Source organism: Streptomyces sp. CA-111067, assembly GCF_050956065.1.
GTDB lineage: Bacteria > Actinomycetota > Actinomycetes > Streptomycetales > Streptomycetaceae > Actinacidiphila.
Genome location: NZ_CP192103.1, coordinates 356,618 through 380,850, shown reverse-complemented (window position 1 = coordinate 380,850; position 24,233 = coordinate 356,618). Strand labels below are relative to the sequence as shown.

18 protein-coding genes, 1 pseudogene and 1 riboswitch are annotated in these 24,233 nt (G+C 72.6%); of the genes and pseudogenes, 12 read left to right on the top strand and 7 right to left on the bottom strand.

What is annotated here, in order from left to right; all coding sequences use genetic code 11:
• Window positions 1-100: 100 nt before the first annotated feature.
• Both add and ACQPW6_RS01580 read left to right on the top strand, forming a co-directional pair.
• Window positions 101-1,186: an adenosine deaminase gene (add, locus tag ACQPW6_RS01585; RefSeq protein ID WP_433887677.1), complete on the top strand. Its 1,086-nt coding sequence runs from the start codon at window positions 101-103 to the stop codon at window positions 1,184-1,186.
• A gap of 219 nt (window positions 1,187-1,405) precedes the next feature.
• The gene (locus ACQPW6_RS01580) at window positions 1,406-2,245 is read left to right on the top strand and encodes a putative protein N(5)-glutamine methyltransferase (protein WP_433887676.1); all 840 of its coding nucleotides are present in this window, start codon (window positions 1,406-1,408) and stop codon (window positions 2,243-2,245) included.
• 55 nt (window positions 2,246-2,300) lie between these two features.
• On the opposite strand, the gene ACQPW6_RS01575 is transcribed toward ACQPW6_RS01580, so the two are convergent.
• Complete coding sequence (locus ACQPW6_RS01575) at window positions 2,301-2,636, bottom strand: hypothetical protein (RefSeq protein WP_433887675.1); 336 nt, start codon at window positions 2,634-2,636, stop codon at window positions 2,301-2,303.
• Here ACQPW6_RS01575 and ACQPW6_RS01570 point away from each other — a divergent pair.
• A complete protein-coding gene (locus tag ACQPW6_RS01570) occupies window positions 2,616-2,939 on the top strand; it encodes an alpha/beta fold hydrolase (protein WP_433887674.1) in 324 nt (107 codons plus the stop codon). The genes ACQPW6_RS01575 and ACQPW6_RS01570 overlap by 21 nt on opposite strands.
• A 21-nt stretch (window positions 2,940-2,960) precedes the next feature.
• Here ACQPW6_RS01570 and ACQPW6_RS01565 read toward each other — a convergent pair whose 3' ends face one another.
• Window positions 2,961-6,869, bottom strand: coding sequence for a GH92 family glycosyl hydrolase (locus ACQPW6_RS01565; protein ID WP_433887673.1), 3,909 nt, complete (start codon window positions 6,867-6,869; stop codon window positions 2,961-2,963).
• A gap of 430 nt (window positions 6,870-7,299) precedes the next feature.
• Between ACQPW6_RS01565 and ACQPW6_RS01560 the strand changes: the two genes are divergently transcribed.
• Window positions 7,300-10,938, top strand: coding sequence for a discoidin domain-containing protein (locus ACQPW6_RS01560; protein ID WP_433894389.1), 3,639 nt, complete (start codon window positions 7,300-7,302; stop codon window positions 10,936-10,938).
• A 62-nt stretch (window positions 10,939-11,000) separates the two neighbouring features.
• On the opposite strand, the gene ACQPW6_RS01555 is transcribed toward ACQPW6_RS01560, so the two are convergent.
• Window positions 11,001-12,488 (bottom strand): alkaline phosphatase family protein, encoded by a 1,488-nt coding sequence (locus tag ACQPW6_RS01555; RefSeq protein WP_433887672.1) that lies wholly within the window; start codon window positions 12,486-12,488, stop codon window positions 11,001-11,003.
• A 282-nt stretch (window positions 12,489-12,770) separates the two neighbouring features.
• Here ACQPW6_RS01555 and ACQPW6_RS01550 point away from each other — a divergent pair, with 282 nt between their 5' ends.
• Both ACQPW6_RS01550 and ACQPW6_RS01545 read left to right on the top strand, forming a co-directional pair.
• Window positions 12,771-14,294, top strand: a complete 1,524-nt coding sequence (locus tag ACQPW6_RS01550) for a sulfatase family protein (RefSeq protein ID WP_433887671.1) — start codon at window positions 12,771-12,773, stop codon at window positions 14,292-14,294.
• A gap of 171 nt (window positions 14,295-14,465) precedes the next feature.
• The gene (locus tag ACQPW6_RS01545) at window positions 14,466-15,059 is read left to right on the top strand and encodes an AfsR/SARP family transcriptional regulator (protein ID WP_433887670.1); all 594 of its coding nucleotides are present in this window, start codon (window positions 14,466-14,468) and stop codon (window positions 15,057-15,059) included.
• Window positions 15,060-15,078: 19 nt separating this feature from the next.
• Here ACQPW6_RS01545 and ACQPW6_RS01540 read toward each other — a convergent pair.
• From ACQPW6_RS01540 to ACQPW6_RS01530, 3 genes and pseudogenes are all read right to left on the bottom strand, one after another.
• Window positions 15,079-15,807: pseudogene (locus ACQPW6_RS01540) on the bottom strand (condensation domain-containing protein); the annotation flags it as partial.
• Window positions 15,808-15,854: 47 nt separating this feature from the next.
• The gene (locus tag ACQPW6_RS01535; RefSeq protein ID WP_433887669.1) at window positions 15,855-17,177 is read right to left on the bottom strand and encodes an MFS transporter; all 1,323 of its coding nucleotides are present in this window, start codon (window positions 17,175-17,177) and stop codon (window positions 15,855-15,857) included.
• Window positions 17,177-17,962, bottom strand: coding sequence for a thioesterase II family protein (locus ACQPW6_RS01530; protein ID WP_433887668.1), 786 nt, complete (start codon window positions 17,960-17,962; stop codon window positions 17,177-17,179). The genes ACQPW6_RS01535 and ACQPW6_RS01530 overlap by 1 nt, the downstream gene beginning before the upstream one ends.
• 251 nt (window positions 17,963-18,213) lie before the next feature.
• Here ACQPW6_RS01530 and ACQPW6_RS01525 point away from each other — a divergent pair, with 251 nt between their 5' ends.
• Window positions 18,214-18,873 carry a hypothetical protein gene (locus ACQPW6_RS01525; RefSeq protein WP_433887667.1) on the top strand — a complete coding sequence of 220 codons (660 nt, stop codon included), beginning with the start codon at window positions 18,214-18,216 and terminating at the stop codon, window positions 18,871-18,873.
• A gap of 164 nt (window positions 18,874-19,037) precedes the next feature.
• On the opposite strand, the gene ACQPW6_RS01520 is transcribed toward ACQPW6_RS01525, so the two are convergent.
• Window positions 19,038-20,111 carry a HoxN/HupN/NixA family nickel/cobalt transporter gene (locus ACQPW6_RS01520; protein WP_433894388.1) on the bottom strand — a complete coding sequence of 358 codons (1,074 nt, stop codon included), beginning with the start codon at window positions 20,109-20,111 and terminating at the stop codon, window positions 19,038-19,040.
• Between the two features lie 260 nt (window positions 20,112-20,371).
• A riboswitch (cobalamin riboswitch) is annotated at window positions 20,372-20,522 on the top strand.
• Window positions 20,523-20,559: 37 nt separating this feature from the next.
• Between ACQPW6_RS01520 and ACQPW6_RS01515 the strand changes: the two genes are divergently transcribed.
• The 5 genes from ACQPW6_RS01515 to ACQPW6_RS01495 are packed head-to-tail and all read left to right on the top strand — an operon-like array spanning window position 20,560 to window position 24,068.
• On the top strand, window positions 20,560-20,775 hold the full coding sequence (locus ACQPW6_RS01515) for a CbtB domain-containing protein (protein WP_433887666.1): 216 nt from the start codon (window positions 20,560-20,562) through the stop codon (window positions 20,773-20,775).
• A 33-nt stretch (window positions 20,776-20,808) separates the two neighbouring features.
• A complete protein-coding gene (locus ACQPW6_RS01510) occupies window positions 20,809-21,672 on the top strand; it encodes a CbtA family protein (protein WP_433887665.1) in 864 nt (287 codons plus the stop codon).
• Window positions 21,669-22,490: a (2Fe-2S)-binding protein gene (locus ACQPW6_RS01505; protein WP_433887664.1), complete on the top strand. Its 822-nt coding sequence runs from the start codon at window positions 21,669-21,671 to the stop codon at window positions 22,488-22,490. Before ACQPW6_RS01510 ends, ACQPW6_RS01505 begins: the two co-directional genes overlap by 4 nt.
• 52 nt (window positions 22,491-22,542) lie before the next feature.
• Window positions 22,543-23,313 carry a precorrin-6A synthase (deacetylating) gene (cobF, locus tag ACQPW6_RS01500; protein ID WP_433887663.1) on the top strand — a complete coding sequence of 257 codons (771 nt, stop codon included), beginning with the start codon at window positions 22,543-22,545 and terminating at the stop codon, window positions 23,311-23,313.
• On the top strand, window positions 23,313-24,068 hold the full coding sequence (locus ACQPW6_RS01495) for a cobalt-precorrin-6A reductase (RefSeq protein WP_433887662.1): 756 nt from the start codon (window positions 23,313-23,315) through the stop codon (window positions 24,066-24,068). The genes cobF and ACQPW6_RS01495 overlap by 1 nt, the downstream gene beginning before the upstream one ends.
• Window positions 24,069-24,233: the final 165 nt, after the last annotated feature.

The following is a 24,233-nucleotide window of genomic DNA, read 5'->3' as shown; positions in this document are numbered from 1 at the left end:
GCCCCCTCGCACGTCACCACCCCGCGCCATATCCCGGTGCGGGCCCGCCCGTTCGACGGCGAACCCCACGCCGGGTCGGCGTCGCCGGTAGTGTCGTCGGGTGGACGATTCGCACCGGGACCGGGCCTCGGGAGGCGGTCCGCCGCCCGCCCCCTCCGAGCACCGCGACGGCCGGGCGCGCGCCCTGGTGGACCTGCCCAAGGCGCACCTGCACCTCCATCTCGACGGCGCGGTCCGGGAGCAGAGCCTGCGGGCGCTGTGCGCGAGGCGCGGCCTCGCGCCTCCGAAGCTGCCGCGGGGCCTGGGCTACTCCTCCTTCGACGTCTTCATGGAGACCATCGGCGCCGTCCACGAGGTGCTGTCAGATCCGGCGGACCTGCGCCGGATCGTCGGCGAGATCGTGGCGGACGCCGCACTCGACGGCGCGGTGTGGGTGGAGGTCTCGGTGTGGCCGGGGCTGTTCGCCGGGCGACTCGGGCCGGACCGCGAAGCCGTGCGGCGGGTGCTGGAAGCCGGCCGCGACGCGGCCGCGCTCCGGGGCGTCGGATTCGGCCTGATGGTCGCGGCCAACCGGCACGCCGGCGCCGAGGCGGCGGTCGACACCGCGCGGCTGGCCGTGGAGCTGATGCCGGAGGGGGTGGTCAGCTTCGGGCTGGACGGCGACGAGGCCGCGTTCCCCCCGTCCGCCTTCGCCGACGCCTTCACCCTCGCCAAGCGCGGTGGACTGCGGGCGGCACCGCACGCCGGCGAGCTCCTCGGGCCCGGCAGCGTCACCGACGCGCTCGATCTGCTGCACGCCGACCGGATCCTGCACGGGGTCCGCGCGGTCGAGGACCCCGACCTGCTCGCCCGGCTGGCGGCGTCGGGTGTCTGCCTGGACGTCTGCCCGACGAGCAACGTGAAACTGGGCGTCTGCGACCTGGCGGCGCACCCGCTGCCCGACCTGCTCGCGGCCGGCGTCCGGTGCAGCGTCAACGCCGACGACCCGCTGCTGTTCGGCAGCGGCCTGCTCCAGGAGTACGAGCTCTGCCGGACGCATCTCGGACTGCCGGACCGCGTGCTCGCCGAGATCGCGGCCACCTCGGTCCAGGCGTCCGCCCTGCCCGACGAAGCGAAGGCCACCGCGGCCGCCGGCATCGCCGGCTGGCTGTCGGACGCGTCCCCGCCGCGGCCCTGCCCCCGCTGATCGCGATCCGCCGTCACCCGGCGGCGGGCTCATCGGCGCCGGGCGCTGCCTCGCGTGGGGTAGGTTGAGCGTGGACGACTTCACGTCATCGCCGACCGAGGAGGTGGGAACGATCACCGCCAGTTCATGCCGGGCCTTCCCGCCGTACGGCCGTGCGGTTCCCGCTGCCCACAGGTAGCCGGGCCGGGGGAGTGCTCGTCGGCCTCCCGGAAGGTACTCATGTCCGAACATCTGTCATCTCTGCCCGAAACGCCCGCCGCGGCTGACCGCCCCGCGCCCGCCGAGCAGGCGGTCGTCGACCGGCTCCGCGCCGCCGGCTGCGTCTTCGCCGAGGACGAGGCGCGGCTGCTCGTCGGCGCCGCCACGTCCCCGGAAGAACTCGCCGGGATGGTCGAGCGGCGCGCCTCGGGGCTGCCGCTCGAACACGTCCTCGGCTGGGCCGAGTTCTGCGGGCGGCGGGTCGCCGTCGATCCCGGGGTCTTCGTGCCGCGCCGGCGTACCGAGTTCCTGGTGCGCGAGGCGGTCGCGATCGGCGGCCGGCCGGCGGACCGGCCGGTGGTCGTACTCGACCTGTGCTGCGGCTCCGGAGCCGTCGGGGCGGCGCTCGCGGACACGCTGGAGAGCGTCGAGCTGCATGCCGCCGACCTCGATCCCGCCGCCGTGCGCTGCGCTCGCCGCAACACAGAAGGCGCCGGCGGCCGGGTCTACCAGGGCGACCTGTTCGCACCGCTGCCGTCAGGGCTGCGCGGCCGGATCGACCTCCTCGCCGCCAACGTCCCCTACGTGCCCAGCGGTTCGGTCGGCTTCCTGCCGCCCGAGGCCCGCGAGCACGAGGCCCTGATGGCGCTGGACGGCGGCCCCGACGGCCTCGACGTGCTGCGCCGGGTGACGGCGCAGGCCGCGCGGTGGCTGGCGCCGGGCGGCGCGCTGCTGTTCGAGGTCAGCGAGCAGCAGGCCGCCACGGCGGTGGCCGTCGTCGCGGCGGACGGCCTGGAACCCCGGGTGGCGACCTGCGACGAGCTGTACGCGACCGTCGTGATCGGCACCAGGCCGAGCTGACCGCGGAGCAATGACCGGGACCGGCGGATCGGTTCCGGGGCGGGATGCGGCGGAGTCAGCCCAGCACGCCGGTCAGGGCGCGCAGGAGCACGGCGTCGAACCGGTCGACGGAATTGCCGTCGGCCGGGGAACCGGCGAGCAGGGCGGTGATGCGGGGGTGGCTTCCCGCGGCGGCGACGTGCCGGAGGTAGGCGGCTCTCCGTGCGGTGCCGGTGTCCGTGGCGGCCGTCTCGTTCTGGACGAACAGCGCCGTCAGGCCGCTGAGGAGGGCGAATGCCTCGAGTTTGCGCTCGGGGCTCGCCGGGTGGCCCGTCGAGTACGTCGAGCGCGTGCTCCAGCAGGTCGATCCTGTGACGATGTGCGGGAGTTCGTGGACAAGGAGGCGGCGCACCAGGTCGCCGGCTTCCGCGACCAGAAGGCGCAGAGCCGCCAGATCGGCGCGAAGTGGCACGGCGGCCCACTCGCCCGGATCACCGCGCCGACCCTCGTACTGCACGGCGAGGGCGACCCGTTGCTGCGCGTCGCGGCCGCGCGCGACATCGCCGGCGCCGTCCCCGATGCCCGCCTGCGCACGCTGCCCGGAGTGGGCCACTTCCTCACCCGCGACGTCTGGGCCGCCTACGCCGGCGAACTGCGCGCGCTCGCCGACCGTGCCGACGAGCAGGCGCAGTTCGACGGGCTCACCCGCAGGTGACCGGCGACCGCCGCCCCCGGATCAGCCGAGCATCTCCACCTCCGACAGGTTCAGGCGCCCGGTCGCGGGTGGATCGAAGTCGATCCTGACGTACTGGTAGCTGCCGGCTGCCTCAGCCGGACTGAACGCCTTCGTCTGCTGCCGCCAGGCGAACTGCTCCCCGCTGCGGCGGTCGATCACCTTCCAGTGCGTACCGTCGACGGACACGCTCACCGTCCAGCCCGCCGGGTCGCCCCCGGGCTGCGCGGCACTGGTGAGGGTGTACTGGTCGATGTGCCGGGGCTGGTCGAACCGGTAGCCGACCGAGGCCGGGCCGGCCGGGAAGGCGGCCGCCGTCGTGGAGGTGTTGTCGAACAGCGGCGCCGGGTCGGTGCCGCCGGTGGCGGTCGCGGTGCCCTCGCCGGGGCCGGTCAGGTCCGACGGCGGGTCGGCCGGCCGGGAGCCCTTGGTCGGTGACGGCGGTGCGTCGGCGGCCTTCGTGCCCCAGGAGGACGGCCGCGGACCCATCCGGAAGTCGATGCTCCCGCCGCGGGTCAGATCGCTCTGCCGCACGTAGGTCAGGTCCGAGCTGCGGCCGTTGACCCGCATCGACTGGACGTAGATGTTCTGGTCGGAGTTGTGGTCGGCGGTGATCGTCACGGTGCGGCCGCCGATCGGGCGGATGGTGGCCCGGTCGTACAGCGGCGACCCGACCACCCAGGTCGGTGAGCCCTGCTGGAGCGGGTAGAGGCCGAGCGCGTTGTCGATGTAGAACGCCGACATCGAGCCGTTGTCCTCGTCGCCGGGGTAGCCCTGCCCGATGGTGCTGCCGGTGAACAGCCTGCTCTCGGCGTCCCGTACGTGCTCCGCAGCCTTGGCCGGCTGGCCCACGTAGTCGTACATGTAGGGGACGTGCATGGACGGCTGGTCGTTGAAGGCCCACTGCCCGATGCGGTCGTCGCGGGACTCGAACATCTCGTGGTACGGGCCGAGCCAGCTGCCGCCGTACTGGGCGGTCTCCGGCGTCGCGAAGAACTGGTCGAGCTTGCCGGCCAGTCCGGCCCGGCCGCCGTAGAGGTCGGCCAGCCCGTTGCCGTCCTCCGGGACGGCGAAGGCGTACGTCCAGCCGTCGCCCTCGGTGTAGTCGGTGGCGTTCCAGGACAGCGGGTTGTACGTCGACGCCGGCTGCTCGAACGTGCCGTCCGCGTCGCGCGGCTGGAAGAAGCCGACGGACGGGTCGAACAGGTCCGTGTAGTGCTGCGCCCGGTCGCTGAAGTACGTGTAGTTGTCCTGGTACTCGCGCAGGTGCGGATCACCGGGCTTGGCGTCCTGGCTCAGCTTCAGCGACATCTGGGCGATGCCGTAGTCGGCGAGGTAGTCCTCGAGCGATACCGAGGCGCTTGAGGTGTCGGACTGCGGGGTGTACCCGAGAAAGGTGGAGTGCTGCACGTCAGGGCGCCCGGTGATGCCCGACGACGGGATGGTGGCGTCCTTCACGGCGGCCTCGTAGGCGCCGCGCACATCGAAGTTCGTCACCCCGCGCAGGTACGCGTCGGCGATGGCGGCATCGGAGTTGGTGCCGCTGAAGCCGAGATAGCCCGGCGCCGTCCACTGCCCGATCCAGCCGCCGTCACGATACTGCTGCACGAAGCCGTCGATCATCTCGCCGGTGAGTTTCGGGTACAGCAGCGAGTCCAGCGACCATGCCGTGCGATAGGTGTCCCAGAAGCCCTCGTTGGCGTACGGCTTGCCCTTCTTGACCGCCGATCCGGTGGCCGTCTCCGTGTTCTGGCCGGTGCCGGGGGAGTAGGGGCTGGCGTACTGGTAGACCGGCGCGGACGCCGATCCGGTGTTCTCGAAGAGCTCGTCGGGATACAGGTTCAGCCGGTACAGGCTGGAATAGAGGCTGGTCAGCTGGTCCTGGCCGGCGCCACCCACCTTGATCACGCCGAGCGCGGTGTCCCACGCCTTCTGCGCCGCCGCGTGCACCTGGTCGAAGCCGGCGCCGCCGATCTCCAGCGCCAGGTTGTGCTTGGCCTGGTCGAGGCTGATCGCGGAGGTGGCGATGCGCATCGTCAACTGCCGGTCGGCGCCGAGGTCGAAGCCCGCGTAGCCGCTGACCTTCGACCCGCCGCCGTCCGGCAGCGTGCCGCTGCCCGTCATCGGGCGGTCGAAGGTGGCGTAGACGAACATCCGCGGCGCGCCGTAGAAGCCGGCCACGTCGGTATAGCCGCTGACGACGCCGTCGGCGCGGTCGACGGTCAGGCCGCCGTTGTCGTTGACGTTGTCGAAGAGCAGGCTCCCGTCCCCGGCCGGGAAGGTGAACCGCATGACGGCGGCGTGGTCGGTGGGTGTCATCTCGGCGCGCAGGCCGTTGTCGAACGTCACCCCGTAGTAGTCCGCCCTGGCCGTCTCGTTGGCGTGGCTGAACGGCAGCGCACGGGCGGTGCGGCTCGCGGTGGTCGGCGCGGCGAGCGTGGACGGCATCACCTGGAACGTCTGGTGGTCGGCCACCCAGATGCTCGGCTCGTGGCTGAGCGACAGCGCCTGGAGCTCCGGCTCGTTCGCGGCGTCGTTGCCGCGCTGGTAGGCGTATTCCGTTCCGGTGCTGCCCGCGTCGGTGACCGGCGTCCAGAAGTTGAAGCCGTGCGGGAGCGCGGTGGCGGGGATGTCGTTGCCGCGCGAGTAGTCACCGGAGGAGTTGGTGCCGCGCGTGGTGATCACACAGGTCGACGGGTGCGCGCAGTCGTTGCTTGGCGGCGCCTGCGCCAGGCTGATGTCGTCCAGCCAGCCGGAGAAGTGCGCGGGCCCGGCCGGGTTGTCGTAGCCGACCAGCACACGGGTGATCGTCTTTCCGGTCGCGACCCTGCCGATGTCCGCGGTGACCGCGTTCCACTGGTCGCTCTGCAGCACCTTGGCCTCGCCCTGGCCGCGCGGGCTCAGCGCCTTGCCGTACTGGTCGGTGGCGCCGAGGTCGCTGAGGTACGTGCCGTCGCTGAACGCGAGGTCGACCGAGACGTACGTACTCGGGTAGCCGAGGTCCCTGCCGGTCAGCTCGGGGAAGACGTCGTACGACAGCCGGGTGTCGCGGCGCACCGGCAGCGACACCTGGTAGACCTTGTCCCGCGCGGTGCCGTGGCCGCCGAGCTGCCAGCCCGCGTAGTGCAGGGCGTGGGTGCCCGTGAAGCCGGCATGCGTCTTGGCCGTCGGGCTGGAGGCGGGGCCGTCGCCGACCGAGGCGGTCATGCCCGGCTGCGCCGAAGGGGCGGCGGCCAGGGCGAGTTCGCCCAGCTGGGTGTTGCTGTCGCCGTTGTTCGCCGAGACCGCCAGCCGGTACTGCGCGTACGAGCCGGCGTGTCGGACGGTGAACAGCCTGGTCTGCGAGCGCTGGCCGAACGACTGCCCGCTCTCCGTGTCGAGCGTCCGCCAGGTCTGCCCGTCGGTCGTGCCCTGCAACTGCCAGGACCTGGGGTCGCGTTCGGGCCAGTCGGACGCCGACGTCATGGCGTACGTGGTGATCGTGGCGGGCGACTTGAGGGCGAGGGTCAGGCTCGGCGCCCGGCTCGCGGCCTGCCAGGACGTGCCCGGGTCGCCGTCGGTGGCGGCGGACGCGGTGTGGTCGGGCGGCACCTCGCCGCTCGCGGTGACACCGCTCACCTGGGACATGGCCGAACCGGGCAGCCCGGCACCGGAGTCGGGGTACACCGCGGAGACCGCCGGGCGGCCGTGCCGGTCGCTGTCCGGCGTGCTCTGCCAGTCGGGCGCGGAGTCGGCCGGCTCGAAGGAGGTCGCGAACGAGCCGTGCCCTCCGGCGTCCTGGCCGTGGTCGGCGAGTGCGCTCTGCGCGGGCAGCACGGAGAGCAGCGCGCCGGCCAGCGCCGCCACGGTGACGGTCGTCGAACGTCTGGAACGGGGCTTTGCGGCGGGCCGCCGATCTGCGGACAGGGCCACGTCCAGGCTCCTTGCGGAAGGTGTGGTGACGGTGCGGGCGGGGCGGGCCGGCGATCTGACAACGTTGTCAGCGACGGTCCGCTGGTGCGCTTGAAACGGTTCGAGAGGGAGGCGAGCCAAGTTTTACGACCGGGTGTGGCCGGTGTCAACGCCCGTGACGCGAATCCTGTGTCCCGGGCGGCTGCCGAACCGGCCGCCGCCCTTCGTTTGTTGAACCGGTTCAACAAAACCCTTGACGCGCACCCCCGTGAACCGAAAAATGTCGTCCAGCTTCTCTTTGACAACGTTGTCGAACTCGCGAGGCCCCGGCACCCGTTCGGCCGCCCCGCGCCCAAGAACCAAGGAGCACTCCGTGCCCGACGACATCACCGAGGACCCGAACCGCGGCGCCGAGGCGGTGAACCGCGGCGCCGGCTTCTCCCGCCGGGGCATGCTCCGTTCGGGCGCCGCGGTACTCGCGAGCGTCACGCTGACCGGTGTGTTCGCCGACCAGGCCGTGGCGGCGCCCGGGACGCCGGCGGCGCCCGCGGGCGGTCGCCCGGCCGCCGGCGACCTCGCGCTCTACCGCCCGGTGAAGGTCTCCTCGACCGCGTACGGGCCGGCGCCCGGCTCCTTCGTCGTGGACCGGATGGCGCAGACCGGCCCCAAGGGCAGCGGCTGGCGGGCGGCGGACACCGACGGCCCGCAGTGGGTGGCCGTCGACCTGCAGGGGCCGTGCCGGGTGACCTCGGTGGTGCTGGTCTTCGAGGCCGCCGAGGGCGACTCCGTCTACAAGCCCGCCGACGACGTCAACCCCCGCAACGGCACCACCGGTTGGGAGGTGCTGTCCAGCTACGCCACCGCCTTCCGGATCGAGGTCTCCGCCGACGGCGAGAAGTGGACGGCGGTCCACGAGGGCACGACGAGCACCGGCGGCACGGTCGAGGTGGTGCTGGACGAGCCGGTGACCGCGCGCTGGGTCCGGATGGTCGGCACCGCCCTCTCCAACCCCAACCCGCTCGGTCTGAACTCCTTCCAGATCCTGGGCTCCGCGCTCGGCCACCGCCCCGACGCCTCCGGCTGGACCGAGTGGACCAGCGGCGTCCGGCCGGTGCCCGCGCTGCGGATCGCGGACGACGGCACCGTGCCGATCGAGTCCGGCTGGAACCTGACCCTGGAGGACATGGCCGGCACCGACGACGGGGCGCGGATCTCCGCGCACGGCGTGGACACCTCGCGCTGGCTGCGCGCGCAGGTCCCCGGCACGATCCTGGCGTCGCTGGTGGCCGAGGGGCATCTGCCGGACCCGGTCCGCGGGTTCGACAACATGCGCGTCCCGGAGGCGCTGAGCCGCAACTCCTGGTGGTACCGGCGGACGTTGGACCTCCCGCACGGCTTCGGCGGCGGCCACGGCCGCGTCTGGCTGGAGCTGGACGGCGTCAACCACAAGGCCGAGATCTGGCTCGACGGCACCAAGGTCGGCGACCTGGCCCAGCCCACCGCCCGCGTCTCGCTGGACGTCACCGCGCAGCTCGCGCACGGCGGGGAGCACGTGCTCGCGGTCCGGATCGACCCGATGCCCTTCCCCGGCAGCCCCGGCGACAAGGGCGCGGACGGCAGCTCCTATGCCGACGCCGGCTCCGACATCATGATGCGCAACAGCCCCAACTACCTCGCGGTGTCGGGCTGGGACTGGATGCCGGCGGTCCGCGACCGCGTGATGGGCATCTGGAACCACGTCCGGCTGCGCGCCACCGGGGACGCCGTCATCGGCGACGTCCGGGTGGACACCGTACTGCCGGCGCTGCCCGACCGCTCCACGGCCGAGGTGACGCTCACCGTGCCGGTGCGCAACGCGGCCTCGGCCGGCCGCACCGTGACCGTCGAGGCCGCGATCGCCGGCGCCCGGGTCCGCAAGAACGTGACGGTCGGCGCCGGGCAGAGCGTCGACGCGGTGTTCGCGCCCGCCGACTTCAGCGCCCTGCGGCTGCGCGACCCGCAGCTGTGGTGGCCCAACGGCTACGGCGAGCCGACCCTGCACGACCTGGAGGTCACCGCCTCGGTCAGCGGCGCCACCAGCGAGCGGCGCACGGTCCGGGTCGGGCTGCGCGAGATGGCGTACGCCTCGGAGAACCCGATCACCTTCGCCCCCGGCGCCAACCGCGTCGAGCAGACCCTCGACATCCCCGCCCAGCAGGCCCGCTACCTGCGCGTCCAGGGCGGCAAGCGGGCCACCGGCTTCGGGGTGTCGCTGTGGACGCTGTCCGTGGCCGACAGCGCGGACCCGGGCACCGACCTCGCGCTGCACGCCGCCGCCACCGCGTCGTCCACCGACAACGACACCGACGCGGCGGCCAACGCGGTCGACGGCGACCCGCAGACCCGCTGGTCGTCCAACTACACCGACGACCAGTGGATCCAACTCGACCTCGGCCAGGCGCGGTCCTTCGACCGGATCGCCCTGCTCTGGGAGACCGCCTACGCGCTGACCTTCACCGTGCAGGTCAGCGACGACGGCACGACCTGGAAGGACGTGCAGGCCGTCGACAACCGGCCGCACCAGCTCCAGATCAGCGTCAACGGGGTGAAGGTCATGTGCCGCGGCGGCAACTGGGGCTGGGACGAGCTCCTGCGCCGCATGGGCGGCGGCCGGATGGAGGCCGTCGTCGGCATGCACCGCGACATGAACTTCACGATGATCCGCAACTGGATCGGCAGCAGCAACCGCGAGGAGTTCTACGCCCGTTGCGACGAGAACGGGCTGCTGGTGTGGAACGACTTCTGGAACGCCTGGTTCCTCGACCCGCCGAACCACGCCCTGTACCTGGACCAGGTGCGCGACACGATCCTGCGCTACCGGTCGCACCCGGCCATCGCGGTGTGGTGCGGGGCCAACGAGGGCACGCCGTCGGGGGAGATCGACTCGGGCACCGCCGACGCGGTGGCCGCCGAGCACCCGGGCGTGCGCTACGTCAGCAACTCCGCCGCCGGCGTGGTCGGCGGCGGCGGTCCCTACGCCTGGATCGACCCGGCGCAGTACTACTCGCCGCAGACCTACGGCGCCGGCACGTTCGGCTTCCACACCGAGATCGGCATCCCCACGGTGTCGGTGGCCGAGAGCATGCAGAACCTCGTCGGCGACGAGCAGGGCTGGCCGATCAGCACGGTGTGGAACTACCACGACTGGTCGACCAAGGGGAACCAGTACCCGCAGAACTACAAGGCGGCGATCGACGAGCGGCTGGGGGAGTCGTCCTCACTGGAGGAGTTCGCCACCAAGGCCCAGTTCGTCAACTTCGAGTCGATGCGCGCCATGTTCGAGGCGTGGAACGCCAACCTGTGGAAGGACGCCAGCGGGCTGCTGCTGTGGATGTCCAACCCGGCCTGGCACAGCACCGTCTGGCAGACCTACGACTACGACCTGGACGTCAACGGCAGCTACTACGGAGCCCGTTCGGGCTGCGAGGCGCACCACGTGCAGGCCGACCTGCGCAGTTGGGGCGTGCTCGCGGTCAACCACACCGCCGACGCGCTGCGTTCGGCGGTCGTCACCGCCGAGGTGTTCGACCTGTCCGGCCGCCGGCTGGCCGCGGCGCAGCGGCAGACCGTGGACATCCCCGCGTCCGCCACCGCCCCGGCCTTCACCGTCGCCGACACCACCGGCGGCGATCCCGTCCACCTGGTGCGGCTGCGGCTGACCCGCGCGGACGGCACCACCTTGTCGGAGAACACCTACTGGCGCTGCGCCGAGCCCGCCGACCTCAAGGCGCTGAACACGCTGTCCGGGGCGAAGCTGCGGCTGTCCAGCGGCCGGGTGTCCTCCCGTGACGGCCGGCTCTCGGTGAGCGCGACGGTCCGCAACACCGGCGACTCGGTCGCCCCCATGGTCAGGCTCTCGCTGCGCGAGCGCCGGTCCGGCGACCGGGTGCTGCCCACCCGCTACTCCGACAACTACCTGTGGCTGCTGCCCGGCGAGCAGCGCACGGTGACCCTCTCCTGCCCCGAGCCCGGCCGCCACCCCGGCGATCTGGAGGTCACCGCCCAGCCCTATGGCGGCACCGCTGTCTCCGACCACCCGGGCGGCCACTGAGATCCACCCGCGACACCCGGGCCGGCTCCCGCACGGGGGCCGGCCCGGGTGCCGGGCCGCCGTCAGATCCGGGGCCGGTGGCCGTGCTCCTGGTGCGGGATCTCCTGATGCGCCGGCACCGTCGGCAGGGGCAGGTGCGCCACCTCGTACTGGGCCAGGCTGTAGGCGGCAGCCGTGCCGGGCAGGTCGGGCATGCTGCGGCGCGGCTGGCTCATCCGCAGTGTCGAGGTGAGGTCGCCGCAGGTGCGGCGGCGCCACTGGCTGATGTTGGGTTCGCTCACACCGGTGATCTTCTCCAGGAACTGCAGTACGGAGGTGTGGTCGAAGGTCTCCGACGCGACCCAGCCGCCGACCGTCCACGGCGAGATGATGAGGGCGGGCACCCGGTAGCCGAGGCCGACCGGGAGGCCACCGCCGGCCACGCCGGTCGACGACGTCCTGGTGACGAACTCGGCCGCGGTGCCCGCGGGGGGAACGGTCGGGGCGACGTGGTCGAAGAGGCCGTCGTTCTCGTCGTAGTTGAGGATGAAGACGGTCTTGGCCCACACCTCGGGGTTGGTGGCGAGCGCCTCGATCTTGCCGGCCAGCCAGGTCGCCGCGGCGGCCGGCATCCGGGCCGGGTGCTCGTCGTAGAGCTGCGGCGGGAACAGCCAACTCACCGTCGGCAGCGTGTCGTTCAGCGCGTCGTACTCGAACTGTCCGACGGGGGAGGACGCCAGGGCCTTGTCGTAGAGCGGCGAGCCCTCGGCCGCGGCCTGGTACTGGGTCATCTTGCTCAGCGGCGGAAGCCCGGTCGGCGGCCCGCCGGGGCCGTCGTCGGGCTCGTGGTAGAACTTCCAGCTCACTCCGGCGGCTTCGAGGCGCTCGGGGTAAGTGGTCCACGAGTAGACGTTGTCCGCGGCGCCGTTGTCGAGCGCCGGACCGCCGGCCAGGCCGTCCGGATCGATCGTCCCGGTCATGTGCATGTACCGGTTGGGATGGGTGGGGCCGAGGACCGAGCAGTGGTACGCGTCGCAGATGGTGAAGGCGTCGGCGAGCGCGTAGTGGAACGGGATGTCGTCCCTCGTCAGATAGCCCATGACGTAGGGCGCCTTCTTGTCGCCGTCGGCGGCGCGGTGGGCCGGCATCCAGGAGTCCATCTTGCCGGCGTTCCACGCGGCGTGCTGGGCGCCCCAAGCGTGGCTGGTGGAGGGTATCGCCTGCGCGGCGGTGAGCCTGGTGTTGAGGCGGTACGGCAGCAGGTAGCCGTCGGGGTTGGCGGCGTCGGGCTGGTAGAACACCGGACGGCCGTTCGGCAGCCGCGGCGCCCGGGGGTCGTCGAAGCCGCGGACGCCGGAGAGCGTGCCGAAGTAGTGGTCGAAGCTGCGGTTCTCCTGCATGAGGATCACCACGTGCTCGATGTCCGAGAGGTGGCCGCCGTGCCGCGGTTCGGCGGCGGCGGCCTTCGCCAGGTGCGGCGGCAGAATCGTGGCGGCTGCGGCGAGGCCGCCGGCGGTGGCGGCCGATCCGAGGAGTCTGCGGCGGGTCAGGCCCTGCGAGTTGGCGGGCATGCGCGGTCCTTTGCGTTGCGGCGTTGCACGAGTGATGCGGGTGAGGCCGCAGGAAGGATCTCGCTCGGTCCGCAAAGACGGGGTGGACAACAGTTGCCCATTACAAGAAGTCCCGAGTCGCTCCAGCGGGGCGGGGCCAGTCGATCACAGAGTTCTCACAAGGAGTGTTCCTACGGTGCCCGGGTCCGCGGCGGAACCGGGGCAGTTCGGACCGGCCGGCGCGGCGTGAACTGAACCGGACGAGAGGGATCCGTTGCCATGGCCGGCTTTCGACAGCACCGCGTGACCGCAGCGCTCGGAGCGGGGCTCGCGGCGCTCGCGCTGGCCGCCTGCACCGGCGGCGGGGGCGGCTCCGCGCACGACAGCGCGTCGGCCTCGGCGAGCGCCGGCCCGAGCGGCACCGCCGCCGCGTCCGGCTCCGCCGCCCGCCCCAACATCGTCTTCGTGCTCACCGACGACCTGGCCTCGAACCTCGTCCCGTACATGCCGCACGTCCAGCAGTTGCAGAAGGAGGGGACGACGTTCTCGGACTACTTCGTGACCGACTCCCTGTGCTGCCCGTCGCGTTCGTCCATCCTGACGGGTGACTACCCGCACAACACGGGGGTGTTCACCAACAACGGCGACGACGGCGGCTACGCGGCCTTCAACCGCAACGGCGACGAGAAGAAGTGCTACGCCCCGGCCCTGCAGAAGGCCGGCTACCGCACCGGCTTCATGGGCAAGTACCTCAACGGCTACCAGCCGACCGCCGACAGCAACACCGGCAAGCCGTACGTACCGCCCGGCTGGGACGAGTGGGACGCCGCCGGCAACGGCTACCCGGAGTTCAACTACAACCTCAACGAGAACGGCAAGGTCGTCCACTACGGGCACGACCCGAAGGACTACCTCACCGACGTCGTCGCGGGGAAGGCCGACTCCTTCATCGACAAGGCCGCCACCGACCACAAGCCGTTCATGCTGGAGCTGGCCACCTTCGCCCCGCACGCCCCGTCCACGCCCGCGCCTCGCGACGCGCACTCCTTCCCCGGCCTGAAGGCACCGCGCACCCCGGCGTACGACGTGACGTCGTCGCCGACGCCGAAGTGGCAGAGCGGCCTGACGCCGCTCACGACGAAGGACCAGCAGTCGATCGACCAGAAGTTCGCCAAGCGGGTGCGTTCCGTGCAGGCGGTGGACGACATGATCGCGGGCGTGCGGGCGAAGCTGGCGGCCAAGGGGCTGGCCGGCAACACCTATTTCGTCTTCAGCTCCGACAACGGCTTCCACATGGGCGAGCACCGGCTGCGGCCCGGCAAGCAGACGGCGTACGACACCGACATCAGGGTGCCGCTGGTGGTGGCCGGACCGAAGGTGCCGGCAGGCCGCAGCGTCTCGCAGCTCGCGGAGAACGTCGATCTGAGCCCGACCTTCCAGGACCTCGCCGGCGTCGGCGCCCCCTCGACCGCCGACGGACGCAGCCTCGCCCCGCTGCTGCACGGGCAGCAGCCCGCCGACTGGCGGCAGGCCGTCCTGGTCGAGCACCACCACCCCGAATCCAAGAAGGACGACCCGGACGCGGCCCCCGACAACAGCGGCAACCCGCCGACGTACGAGGCGATCCGCACCGCCGACGCGCTGTGGGTGGAGTACGCGGACGGTGAGCGCGAGTACTACGACACCGCGACCGATCCGAACGAGCTGCACAACGGGGCCGCCACGATCCCCGCGGCCCGACGAGACGCGCTGCACGCCACGTTGACCGCACTCCAGCACTGCGCCGGAGCCGCGTCCTGCGCGAAGGCGTCGGCCGTCCACGACTGAGGCCGGCCGACCGGTGCAAAGCCGGTCGGTCGAGCGCCGGCCGGCCAAGCACCCCGTCCTCGCAGGCCGACGCCCGGAAGACCTCCCGCGCGATGCCGACGACGGTGCCGGACCCGCCCGCCGATAGCGCCCGCGGCCATAGTTTGGTGCCGGTCGTGCGGAGGGGGCGGAATGGACTTCCAGGTGCTGGGGCCGGTCTCGGCCCGCGGCGGCGCGGGGGCGGTGCCGATCGGCGGCTCACGGCAGCAGCGGATCCTCGCGGTGCTGCTGCACGAGGCCGGGCAGGTGGTTCCGGTCTCGCGGATGATCGAGGCGGTGTGGCGAGTCCGGCCCGCGACCGTACGCAGCCAGGTGCAGATCGGGGTCTCCCGGCTGCGGTCGGTGATCCGGGAGGCCGGAGGCGGCGCCGCGATCCGGGCCGAGGCCGCGGGCTACCTGTTCGACCTCGGCGACGGCTGCCTGGACAGCGCCGCGTTCCACCGGGACGTCGCCGCCGCGCGTGCTCTCGCCGATTGCGGCCGGGTCGGGGAAGCCGCCGACCACCTGCACGGGGCGCTCGGGATGTGGCACGGGCCCGCGCTGGCCGGGGTGCGCGACCGTCCGGTGCTCAGGGCCTGGGCGGACGCGCTGGACGAAGCCCGGATCGCCGTGCTCGACCTGTGCTTCCGGGCGGACCTGTGCGCGGGCCGGCACGGCGCCGTGCTCGGCGACCTGATCGACGCCGCCGAGTCAACAGCGCCGCGAGTGCCGCCTGGCACACCATGAACGGGGTGGTGCCGCTGCCGCGGGCCAGGGTGCCGAGCGCTTCCACGGTCTGCGCGGACAGCTCGGAGCGCACCGCGCCGCCGTTGTAGCTGGCCACCGGCGGGCGCGGCCGGTCGGTCGGCAGCCGCAGTTCCTCCGGCAGGTCGGCCAGTGCCTCGCGCCAGTAGCCGAGCTGACGGGCCCCCAGGCTCTGTGGGTCGTCCTCGTCGCCGAGCAGGTCCCGCTGCCACAGCGTGTAGTCGCCGTACTGGACCGGCAACGGCTCCCAGTCCGGGCCGTGTCCCTCGTGCCGCGCCGCGTAGGCGATGGACAGCTCGCGGGCCAGCAGGGTGGCCGACCAGCCGTCGCCGACGATGTGGTGCATCAGCAGCACCAGCACATGTTCGTCCGGCGCGATGGCGAACAGCCAGGCCCGGAACAGCAGCTCGCCGGCCAGGTCGAAACTGCGGTTGCGCGCGGCGTCCACCGCTGCGGCCAGCTCCGCCGGGCCGTCCACCGCCGCGACCGTCAGCGACACCTCGGCGTCCAGGCCCTGGAGCACCCGCTGGTACGGCGTGCCGTCGACGTCCGCGACGACGGTGCGCAGCGACTCGTGTCGGTTGGCGACGTCCTGCAGCGCCAGGCGCAGCGCCTCGGCGTCCAGGGCGCCGGACATTTCGAGGACGAGGTCGATGTTGTAGGTCGGGCTCGGGCCCTCCAGCTGGTTCACGAACCACAGGCGCTGCTGGGCGGACGACAACGGGATCATGGCGGATTTCTCCAGTCGGTGAGCCGGGTCCCGGCCGAGCGGCCCGGTCAGCCGGCCGCGTCGGGTGGGTGGGTCGCGGTTGCGGCGTCGGACGCGGTGCCGCGGGCAGACGGTTCTTTCGGATCGATCGGACCGGTCGGGGCGGCCCCGTCGGCCGGCCGGGCGGCGGGCACCGCGGCGGAACCGGCGGCAGCCTCCTCGCCGGCAGACCCGCGCATCAGGTGCGCGGCCGCCAGTACAGTCCCGGCGGCCATCGCGAGCAGCAGGATCCGGTAGTCGACGACGGCGACCAGCGCGGCGCCGACGGCGATGGAGATGCTCTGCGGGATCAGCACGGCCAGCGACACCGCGGCGTCCACCCTCCCCAGCAGCTCGGGCGGGGTTCGCCGTTGGATCAGGGTGATGGCCCCGACGTTGACCGCCAGCAGCCCGGCGCCGAACAGCAGCATCGCCAGGACGACCAGGACCAGCACACCGGTCATCAGCAGCGGCGCGAACGCCGCGGCCATCGCCAGCAGCCCGGCGACCACCAGCTTGCGTTCCCCGAACCGGCCGAGCATCGGCTCCGAGGCGACGGCCCCGGCGATCGCGCCGAACCCCATCGCCGACTCCAGCACGCCGAGGAACGCCGGCGAGCGGTGCAGCCCGTCGTCCACCACCGCGTACTGCACCGACTGGATCATCCCGAAGACCAGCAGCGACATGACCCCGGCGACCAGCAGCCGGCGCAGCAGCCGGTCGCCGCCGAGGTAGCGCATCCCGGCGGTGAACTCGTGCGACCAGCTCTGCTCGGAGCGCTCCGGTTTCGACTCGCGGTGCCGGACCGCCGCCGTGGCCGCGGCAGCGACCAGGAAGGTGCCGGCGTCGATCAGGATCACCGGCTTCGGCCCCACCCACGCCAGCAGCCCGGCGCCGAGCAGCGGCGTGAAGATCCGGAACCCCTGCTCGGCGACCTGCAGCACGGTGTTGGCCGGGCCGAGCAGCTCCTCGGGCACCAGCCTGGGCAGCAGCGCGGTCTGCGCGGACAGGATGACGCTGCCCAGCGCGCCGTACCCGAACATCACCGGATAGATGACCCACACCCGCCCCGGCCCCGCGGCCAGCAGCAGGCACACCTCGGCGGACGCGGCCACGTTCACCCACACCAGCAGGGTCCGGCGCCGCACCCGGTCGGCCAGCATGCCGCTGAACGGCGCCATCGCCGAGCCCAGGATGAAGGCGAGGAAGGTCAGCCCGGCGTCGCTGTTGCTGCCGGTGAGCATCTTCGCGTAGATGCCCATCGCCAGCCAGATCGCGCTGTCGCCGATGATCGACAGGGTCTGCGCGATCAGGTAGACGCGTGCGTCGCGGTGTCGAAGGAGCTCGCGCATCAGCGGCTCCCTGCGCCCGGGGCGGCCAGTTCCAGGGCGGCGAACACCGCCGAGACCACCTCGGCGCGGCGCTCGCGCAGGAAGAAGTGGCCACCGTCGAAACCGTCGTGCGCGAATGCGGCGGCGGTGTGCTCGCGCCAGGCCAGCACGTCGTCCTCGGTACAGGTCAGATCCTGGCGCGCGGAGAGCGCCAGCAACGGTACGTCCAGCGGGTCCTGCGGGGCGGCCGTGTACGCCGCGGCCATCTCCAGGTCCGCGCGCAGCGGCGGCAGGAACAGCGCGGCGACGTCGGGGTCGCCCAGCGCGCCGGTCGGATCGCAGCCGAAGCGCTGGAGCCCGGCCACCAGTTCCCGGTCGCCCAGGCCGATCAGCCCGCCCATCATCCCCACCCGGTGCGGGGCGCGGCAGGCGGCGGCGATGAGCAGCGCCGGCCGCGCCGGACCGGTCAGCCGCCGGGCCACCTCGTAGGCGATCAGCGCGCCGAGGCTGTGGCCTAACAGCACCAGCTGCGGGCCGCCCGCCGGGGCGACCCGCGCCGTGAGCCGATCCGCGATCCGCGCGGCGACCTCGCGGCAGTCGGTCTGCGGCGGCTCGTCGAACCGGCTCTCCCGGCCCGGCAGTTCCACGCACACCAGCTCGGTGTCCGCCGGCAGCAGTGGTCGCCAGCCGGTGAAGCTGCTCGCGCCGGCGCCGGCCGGCGGCACGCACACCAGGCTGGTTCGCGGCTCGCCCGGCGGGCGGTGGACGACGAGCCACTTGTCCGGTCGGTCTCCGGTGGTCGGCACAGCTGTGCTCCTGTTCATGTCCCGGCCGATCGTCGGACGGTGCATGCCAAGGTCGCACCCCCGGCTGTCCGCCCGCTCTCGGCTCGCTATCGCACTGTCAGTTCGCCCACATTCCACCCCGTGGGCGGTTTGTTGGCCAGGCGCGCCGTTGAGCGGACGGGAGGCGGGCGGCGACCCGCACCGGGAGTCCACTGCGGCCGTGCGCTGCGGGAACCGGTCCATGGAACGACCCGGCGGCGCCGGCGCATCCGGTGTGCCTGATGGACGCCGCTCTGATCAGTGCCACCCGCACCGCCGCGGTCTCCGCGCTGGCGATCAGGACCCTGGCGCCCCGGCCGGTCCGCACGCTGGGCCTGGTCGGCGCGGGCCGTCAGGCGCAGGCCCACCTGGAGCTGCTGTTGCGCAGCGAGCCCGAACTCGTGTCCGTCCGGGTCCATGACGTGCGCCCGCGGACCGCCGAGGAGTTCGCGGCCGGATTCGCCGACTACGGGATCCCGGTGACGGCGGTCGCCGACCCGCGCGCGGCCGTCGAAGGCGCCGACGCCGTGGTGACCGCGACCACCGCCACCGCTGACGACGGCTATCTCGCCCCGGACTGGTTGTCCCCGGACGCGGTGGTCGCCCATGTATCCCTGGACGACCTCCTCCCCGAGACCGTCCTGGCCGCCGCCTGCCTGGTCGTCGACGACTGGGACCTGATCAGCGCCGATCCCCGCCGCCTGTTCGGCCGCATGATCCGTGCCGGCCGACTGACCGCCCCCGACGCCGACCCCGCCGCCCCGCCCGGCCCGGCGGCATCCTCCACGGGCCACTCACAGGCCCGACGGGCGGACGAGAAGGGAAAGACCATGACCCGGACGGCAACGCGGCCGTCCAGTACTGTCGCAAAGTCGGAAGCATCCAGACGCTGAAGAACTCCAAGGGCAGCGGCTACCGCAGCGAGACCACCGGCATCCAGAGCAACCCTGTCATCCTGTTCAGGGCGTGGGTGATCATCAGCAGCGTGCCCGTCTGCGACAGCCGGTACCAGGACACCGGCCGGTAGCCCGTACGCTCCCACGGGGCGCCGGGCGGGTCACTCGCCCGGCTGCTCGCCTGTCCGCAGGCCGGCCGTCCACTTCTCCTCGATGTTGCCGAACTTCCACACCGCGAAGGCGACGGCCCAGGTGACGAAGAACAGGCCGACGATGACGTAGCCGACGATGTTCAGGTCGAGGCCGCCGACCCAGTCCCAGAAGGCGCCGTGCAGGTCGGCCTTCTCGCCGACCAGGCCCAGGAGTTCGACGGTGCCGATGATCAGGGCGACGGCCACCGACAGGCCGGTGATCGTCAGGTTGTAGTAGACCTTGCGGACCGGCTTGGAGAACGCCCACTCGTAGGCGAAGTTCATGAACGAGCCGTCGATGGTGTCCAGCAGGCACATACCGGCCGCGAACAGCACCGGCAGGCACAGGATCGCGTACCAGGGCAGCCCGGAGGCCGCGCCGGAGCCGGCCAGCACCAGCAGCGCGATCTCGGTGGCGGTGTCGAAGCCGAGGCCGAAGAGCAGGCCGATCGGGTACATCTGCCACGGCTTGGTCACCGACTTCATCAGCCGGCCGAGCAGCCGGTTCATGAAGCCCCGGTTGTTCAGCTGCTCCTCCAGCGCGGCCTCGTCGAACTGGCCGTGCCGCATCTGCCGGAACACCTTCCAGATCCCGGCCAGGATCAGCAGGTTGACGAAGGCGATGACGTACAGGAACGTGCCCGAGACGGTGGTGCCGATCCAGCCGGTGACGCTGTGCAGCGCCGAGTCGTCGTTCTCTACCGGGTTCGCCAGCGACTTCACGCCGAGCGACAGCAGGAACGCCAGCGCGAAGACGATGCTGGAGTGGCCGAGCGAGAACCAGAATCCGACCGACAGCGGGCGCTTGCCCTCGTGCATCAGCTTGCGGGTGGTGTTGTCGATGGCCGCGATGTGGTCGGCGTCGAAGGCGTGCCGCATGCCCAGCGTGTACGCGGTCACCCCGATCCCGATGCCGAAGGACTTCGTACCCAGGCTGTAGTGGTTCGGCGCGACGATCGCCACCAGCGTGAACCAGCCGATCACGTGCAGCGCCACGATGAAGGCGGCCATGCCGCCCAGCCGGGTCCACTCGGCACGGGACATCGAGCCGGCTATCCGGCGCCAGCGGGACCCGGTGGCGCCCTCGGCCAGGGCCTCGGTGCTGGTGGTCATACGATTCGTCCTCCGTGGTGGCGGGCGTGAGGGGCACACTCGATGCAGCAGATTACTTGTTGCAATCTACTCGCAATAAGGGGCCCCGAAACCTCCTGCCGCAGCCGGTGGTGGTACGCCGGAGCGCGCCGGTCCGCCCCGCCCGCCCGGCAGCCCGGCGATGGCTTGAACCAGCGCCGATGCGAACTTCGTCACGATTGACGGTGTGCGGTCACCGCCCTACGCTCCTCACGTAGTGATGGGACGGCGAAGCTGGTGGGAATCCAGCACGGTCGCGCCACTGTGATCCCGCCGCCGCGAGGCGGACGGGAAGTCAGACAGCCGCTCATCACGACGCCCATGCAACCAGGGACGCACGATCCCCGAAGGAGGGCTCACCTTGAGCAGCGTTTCCGCTCCCCGTCCGACGTCCACCCCCGTCGTACTGCCGGTGTCCAAGGCCGTGTTGTGGCTGGTCGGCACCGCGCTCGTCGCGCTCGCCGCCTACTACTTCGTCGGCGTGGACCAGGGCGCCGTCTCGGTGTTCGGCAAGGACATGCACATCCACGAGTTCGTCCACGACGCGCGCCACTTCCTCGGCTTCCCCTGCCACTGACGCCGCCGGCACCCGACGTTCGGACAACTCGACATGGAAAAGAAACTCATACTGCGCGGCGTCCTGGCCGGCGCGGTCGCCGGGCTGCTCGCGTTCCTCTTCGCCCGGATCTTCGCGGAACCGCAGATCAGCAAGGCGATCGACTACGAGAGCGGCCGTGACGCCGCCCAGTCCGCCCTGGACAAGGCGGCCGGCCTCGCCCCCGAGGCCGCGGGACCCGACCTGTTCAGCCGGACGATCCAGGCCGACGTCGGCATCGGCGTCGGAATGATCGTCTTCGGGATGGCGATGGGCGCGCTGTTCGCGGTGGCCTACGCCGTCTGCCTCGGCCGGGTCGGCGCCGTCCGGCCGCGCAACCTGGCCCTGCTGGTCGCCGGTGGCGGATTCCTCGGCATGTACCTGGTGCCGTTCCTGAAGTATCCGGCCAATCCGCCCGCGATCGGCCACGAGGACACCATCAGGGCCCGCAGCGGCCTCTACCTGGTCATGGTGGTGTGCTCGGTGGCGCTGCTGGCCGGCGCGGTCTGGCTCGGCAAACGGCTCCAGGACAGGTTCGGCAACTGGAACGCCGTGCTGCTGGCGGCAGGGGCGTTCGTGGTGGCGGTCGGCGTCGTCATGCTGCTGCTGCCGTCACTCGGCCATCTCGGCTACAACAAGGAGCACTTCGGCAACCACGCCACCGAGACACCGCTGCCGCTGACCGACGGCAAGGGCACGATCGTCTACCCGGGCTTCCCGGCCGACGTGCTGTTCTCCTTCCGGCTGTACTCGGTGGCCGCCCAGGTGCTGCTGTGGTCGGCGATCGGGCTGGTCTTCGCGCCGCTGGCGCAGCGGCTGCTCCAGCCGGACACCGGCGCCGGCGCGACCGGCCGGCAGCCGGAGCCCGTACCCGCATGACGGCTGCCGGCGACATCGGCAGCGACGGCGGCCCGTCCGGCGGTGGCGCGACCGGCGGTGGCGCGACCGTCGGTGGGGCGTCGGGCGCCGCGGACGTCGTCGGCCCGGGCGCGGTGATCGAGGAGATCGCCGCGCTCGGGCCGTTCTTCGCCGTCCGTACCCACCCGGTGGGCGAACCGCCGCCGCTGCCGTGGCAGCCCATGGGCGAACGGCAGTTGGGGGAGCGGGTGACGGCGGTCCGCGAATGGCTCGCCGCGGCCGGCGGGCAGCCGACCGGGTCCGTCGAACTGCGCGTCGCCGCGTCGGTGGCCCATCTGGGCCTGGCCGCCCGGCTGGTGTCGCCGGCGCTGGCCGCCGCCGTGCTCCACCGCCGGCCGCTGGCCTGTGACGTGGGCGACCTGCGGTGGCAACCCGTACTCGGCGGCCCGGTGCCGCTGTCGCTGCCGGCCGACGCCCTCGGCGCGCCGCGAGCCCAGCAGAACGACGAGCCAGGACTGCTCCTGGGACGGCTCGTTGACGGCCCGCTGGCCGAACTCGCCCGCCGCTTCGAGCAGTTCGGCGTCTCACCGCACATCCTGCTGGGCAACAGCGCCTCTGCGGTCAACGGCGCGGCCACCATGATCGCCGCCACACGCCCCCGACTCGCCCCGCGCACCGCCGAGTTCACCGCGTCGCTGCTGGCCAGGCCGCCGCTGAGCGCGCAGTACGGCACCGCGCCGGACGGCGGCTTCCGGCGGCGCAGCTGCTGCCTGATCTACCGTGCCGCGCCCGGCGGCCGGGGCGCGCTGTGCGGGGACTGCGCCCTGCGAGCGCACTGAGACAGCCCGCAAGGCACAGAAGGCTTTGAGATTCTGGGAGAGAGAAGAGCCCGTGAGACAGATCCACGTCATCGGCATCGGGGCCGGCGACCCCGAGCAGCTGACCCTCCAGGCGGTCCGCGCGATGGCCGGCACGCAGGTCTTCTTCCTGCTCGACAAGGGCGACGCCAAGGCGGACCTGACGGCGCTGCGCGAGCAGATCCTGGCGCGGCACGCCACCGGCCCGCACCGGGTGGTGGTCGCCCGCGACCCGGAGCGCGACCGTACGGCGGCCACCGCGGGCTACCCGCCGGCCGTGGGGGAGTGGCGCCGCCGCCGTGCCGACATCTACCAGCGGCTGATCGCCGAGGAGTTGGCGGACGGCGAGTGCGGCGCGTTCCTGGTCTGGGGCGATCCGGCGCTCTACGACAGCACGTTGGGCATCCTGGAGGACGTGCACGCGCGCGGCGCCGTCGCGTTCGACTGGACGGTGGTGCCCGGCATCAGCAGCGTCTCGTCGCTCGCCGCCAGACACCGGATCGGCCTGAACCAGGTCGGCGGCGCCGTGCAGATCACCACCGGGCGGCGGCTCGCCGAGGGAGGACTGCCCGAGGGCGTGGACGACGTCGTGGTGATGCTCGACGCGCGGCAGAGCTTCGACCGGTTCACCGACCAGCCGCTGGACGTCTACTGGGGCGCCTATCTCGGCACCCCCGACGAGATCCTGGTGGCCGGGCCGCTGGCCGAGAACGCCGACCGGATCAAGGAGCTGCGGGCGGCGGCGCGGCAGCGCAAGGGCTGGATCATGGACACCTGCCTGCTGCGCCGCAAGGCCGCCGACTGATGGCGCTGCCTGCCCTACGGCGGGTGCTGATCCTCGGCGGCACCGGTGAGGCCCGCCGGTTGGCGGACCTGCTGGCCGCCGACCCCGGGCTCGACGTCACCACCTCGCTGGCCGGCGCCACCACCGGACCCCGGCAGCCCGCCGGGAGGGTCATCACCGGCGGCCTCGGCGGAGCGGCGGGGCTGGCCCGGCTGCTGCGCGCGGAGCGGTTCGACGCGCTGATCGACGCCACCCACCCCTTCGCCGCCACCGTCAGCGCGAACGCCGCCGAGGCCGCGGCCGGTCTCGACCTGCCGCTGCTCGTACTGCGCAGGCCCGGCTGGCAGCCGGTTCCCGGCGACCGCTGGCACCAGGTGGCGACCGTCCAGGACGCCGCCGCCCTGCTGCCCGCCCTCGGCCGCCGGGTACTGCTCACCACCGGCCGCAGGCACCTCGCGCCGTTCACCGCCAGGCCCGGGATCTTCCTGCTGGCCCGCTCGGTCGAACCGCCGGAGTCCGCACCGCCCGCGAACTGCCGGGTGCTGCTGGCTCGCGGCCCGTTCGGCCTGGACGAGGAGCGCGAACTGCTGCGCGAGCACCGGATCGACGTGCTCGTCACCCGGGACAGCGGTGGCGCCGCCACCGCCGCCAAGCTCACCGCGGCCCGCGAGGCCGCCCTCCCGGTGATCGTCGTCCGCCGCCCGGAGCCACCGTCCGGCGTCCCGCTGGCCGCCGGCCCCGAGGCCGCGGCGGCCTGGCTGCGCGACGCGAACTGACTCCCGAACCCCGCCGAGTCGGGCCGCATCAACCGATCGGTTGATGCCGCGGATCCACCGCACCGGCGCCGACCGCACCCCGGTGGTCGATCCGCGGACAGCACCCCGCGCGGGACGCTCGGGGAGCACGGGGGACACGGCGCACCGGCGCCGAGCCCGAGATCA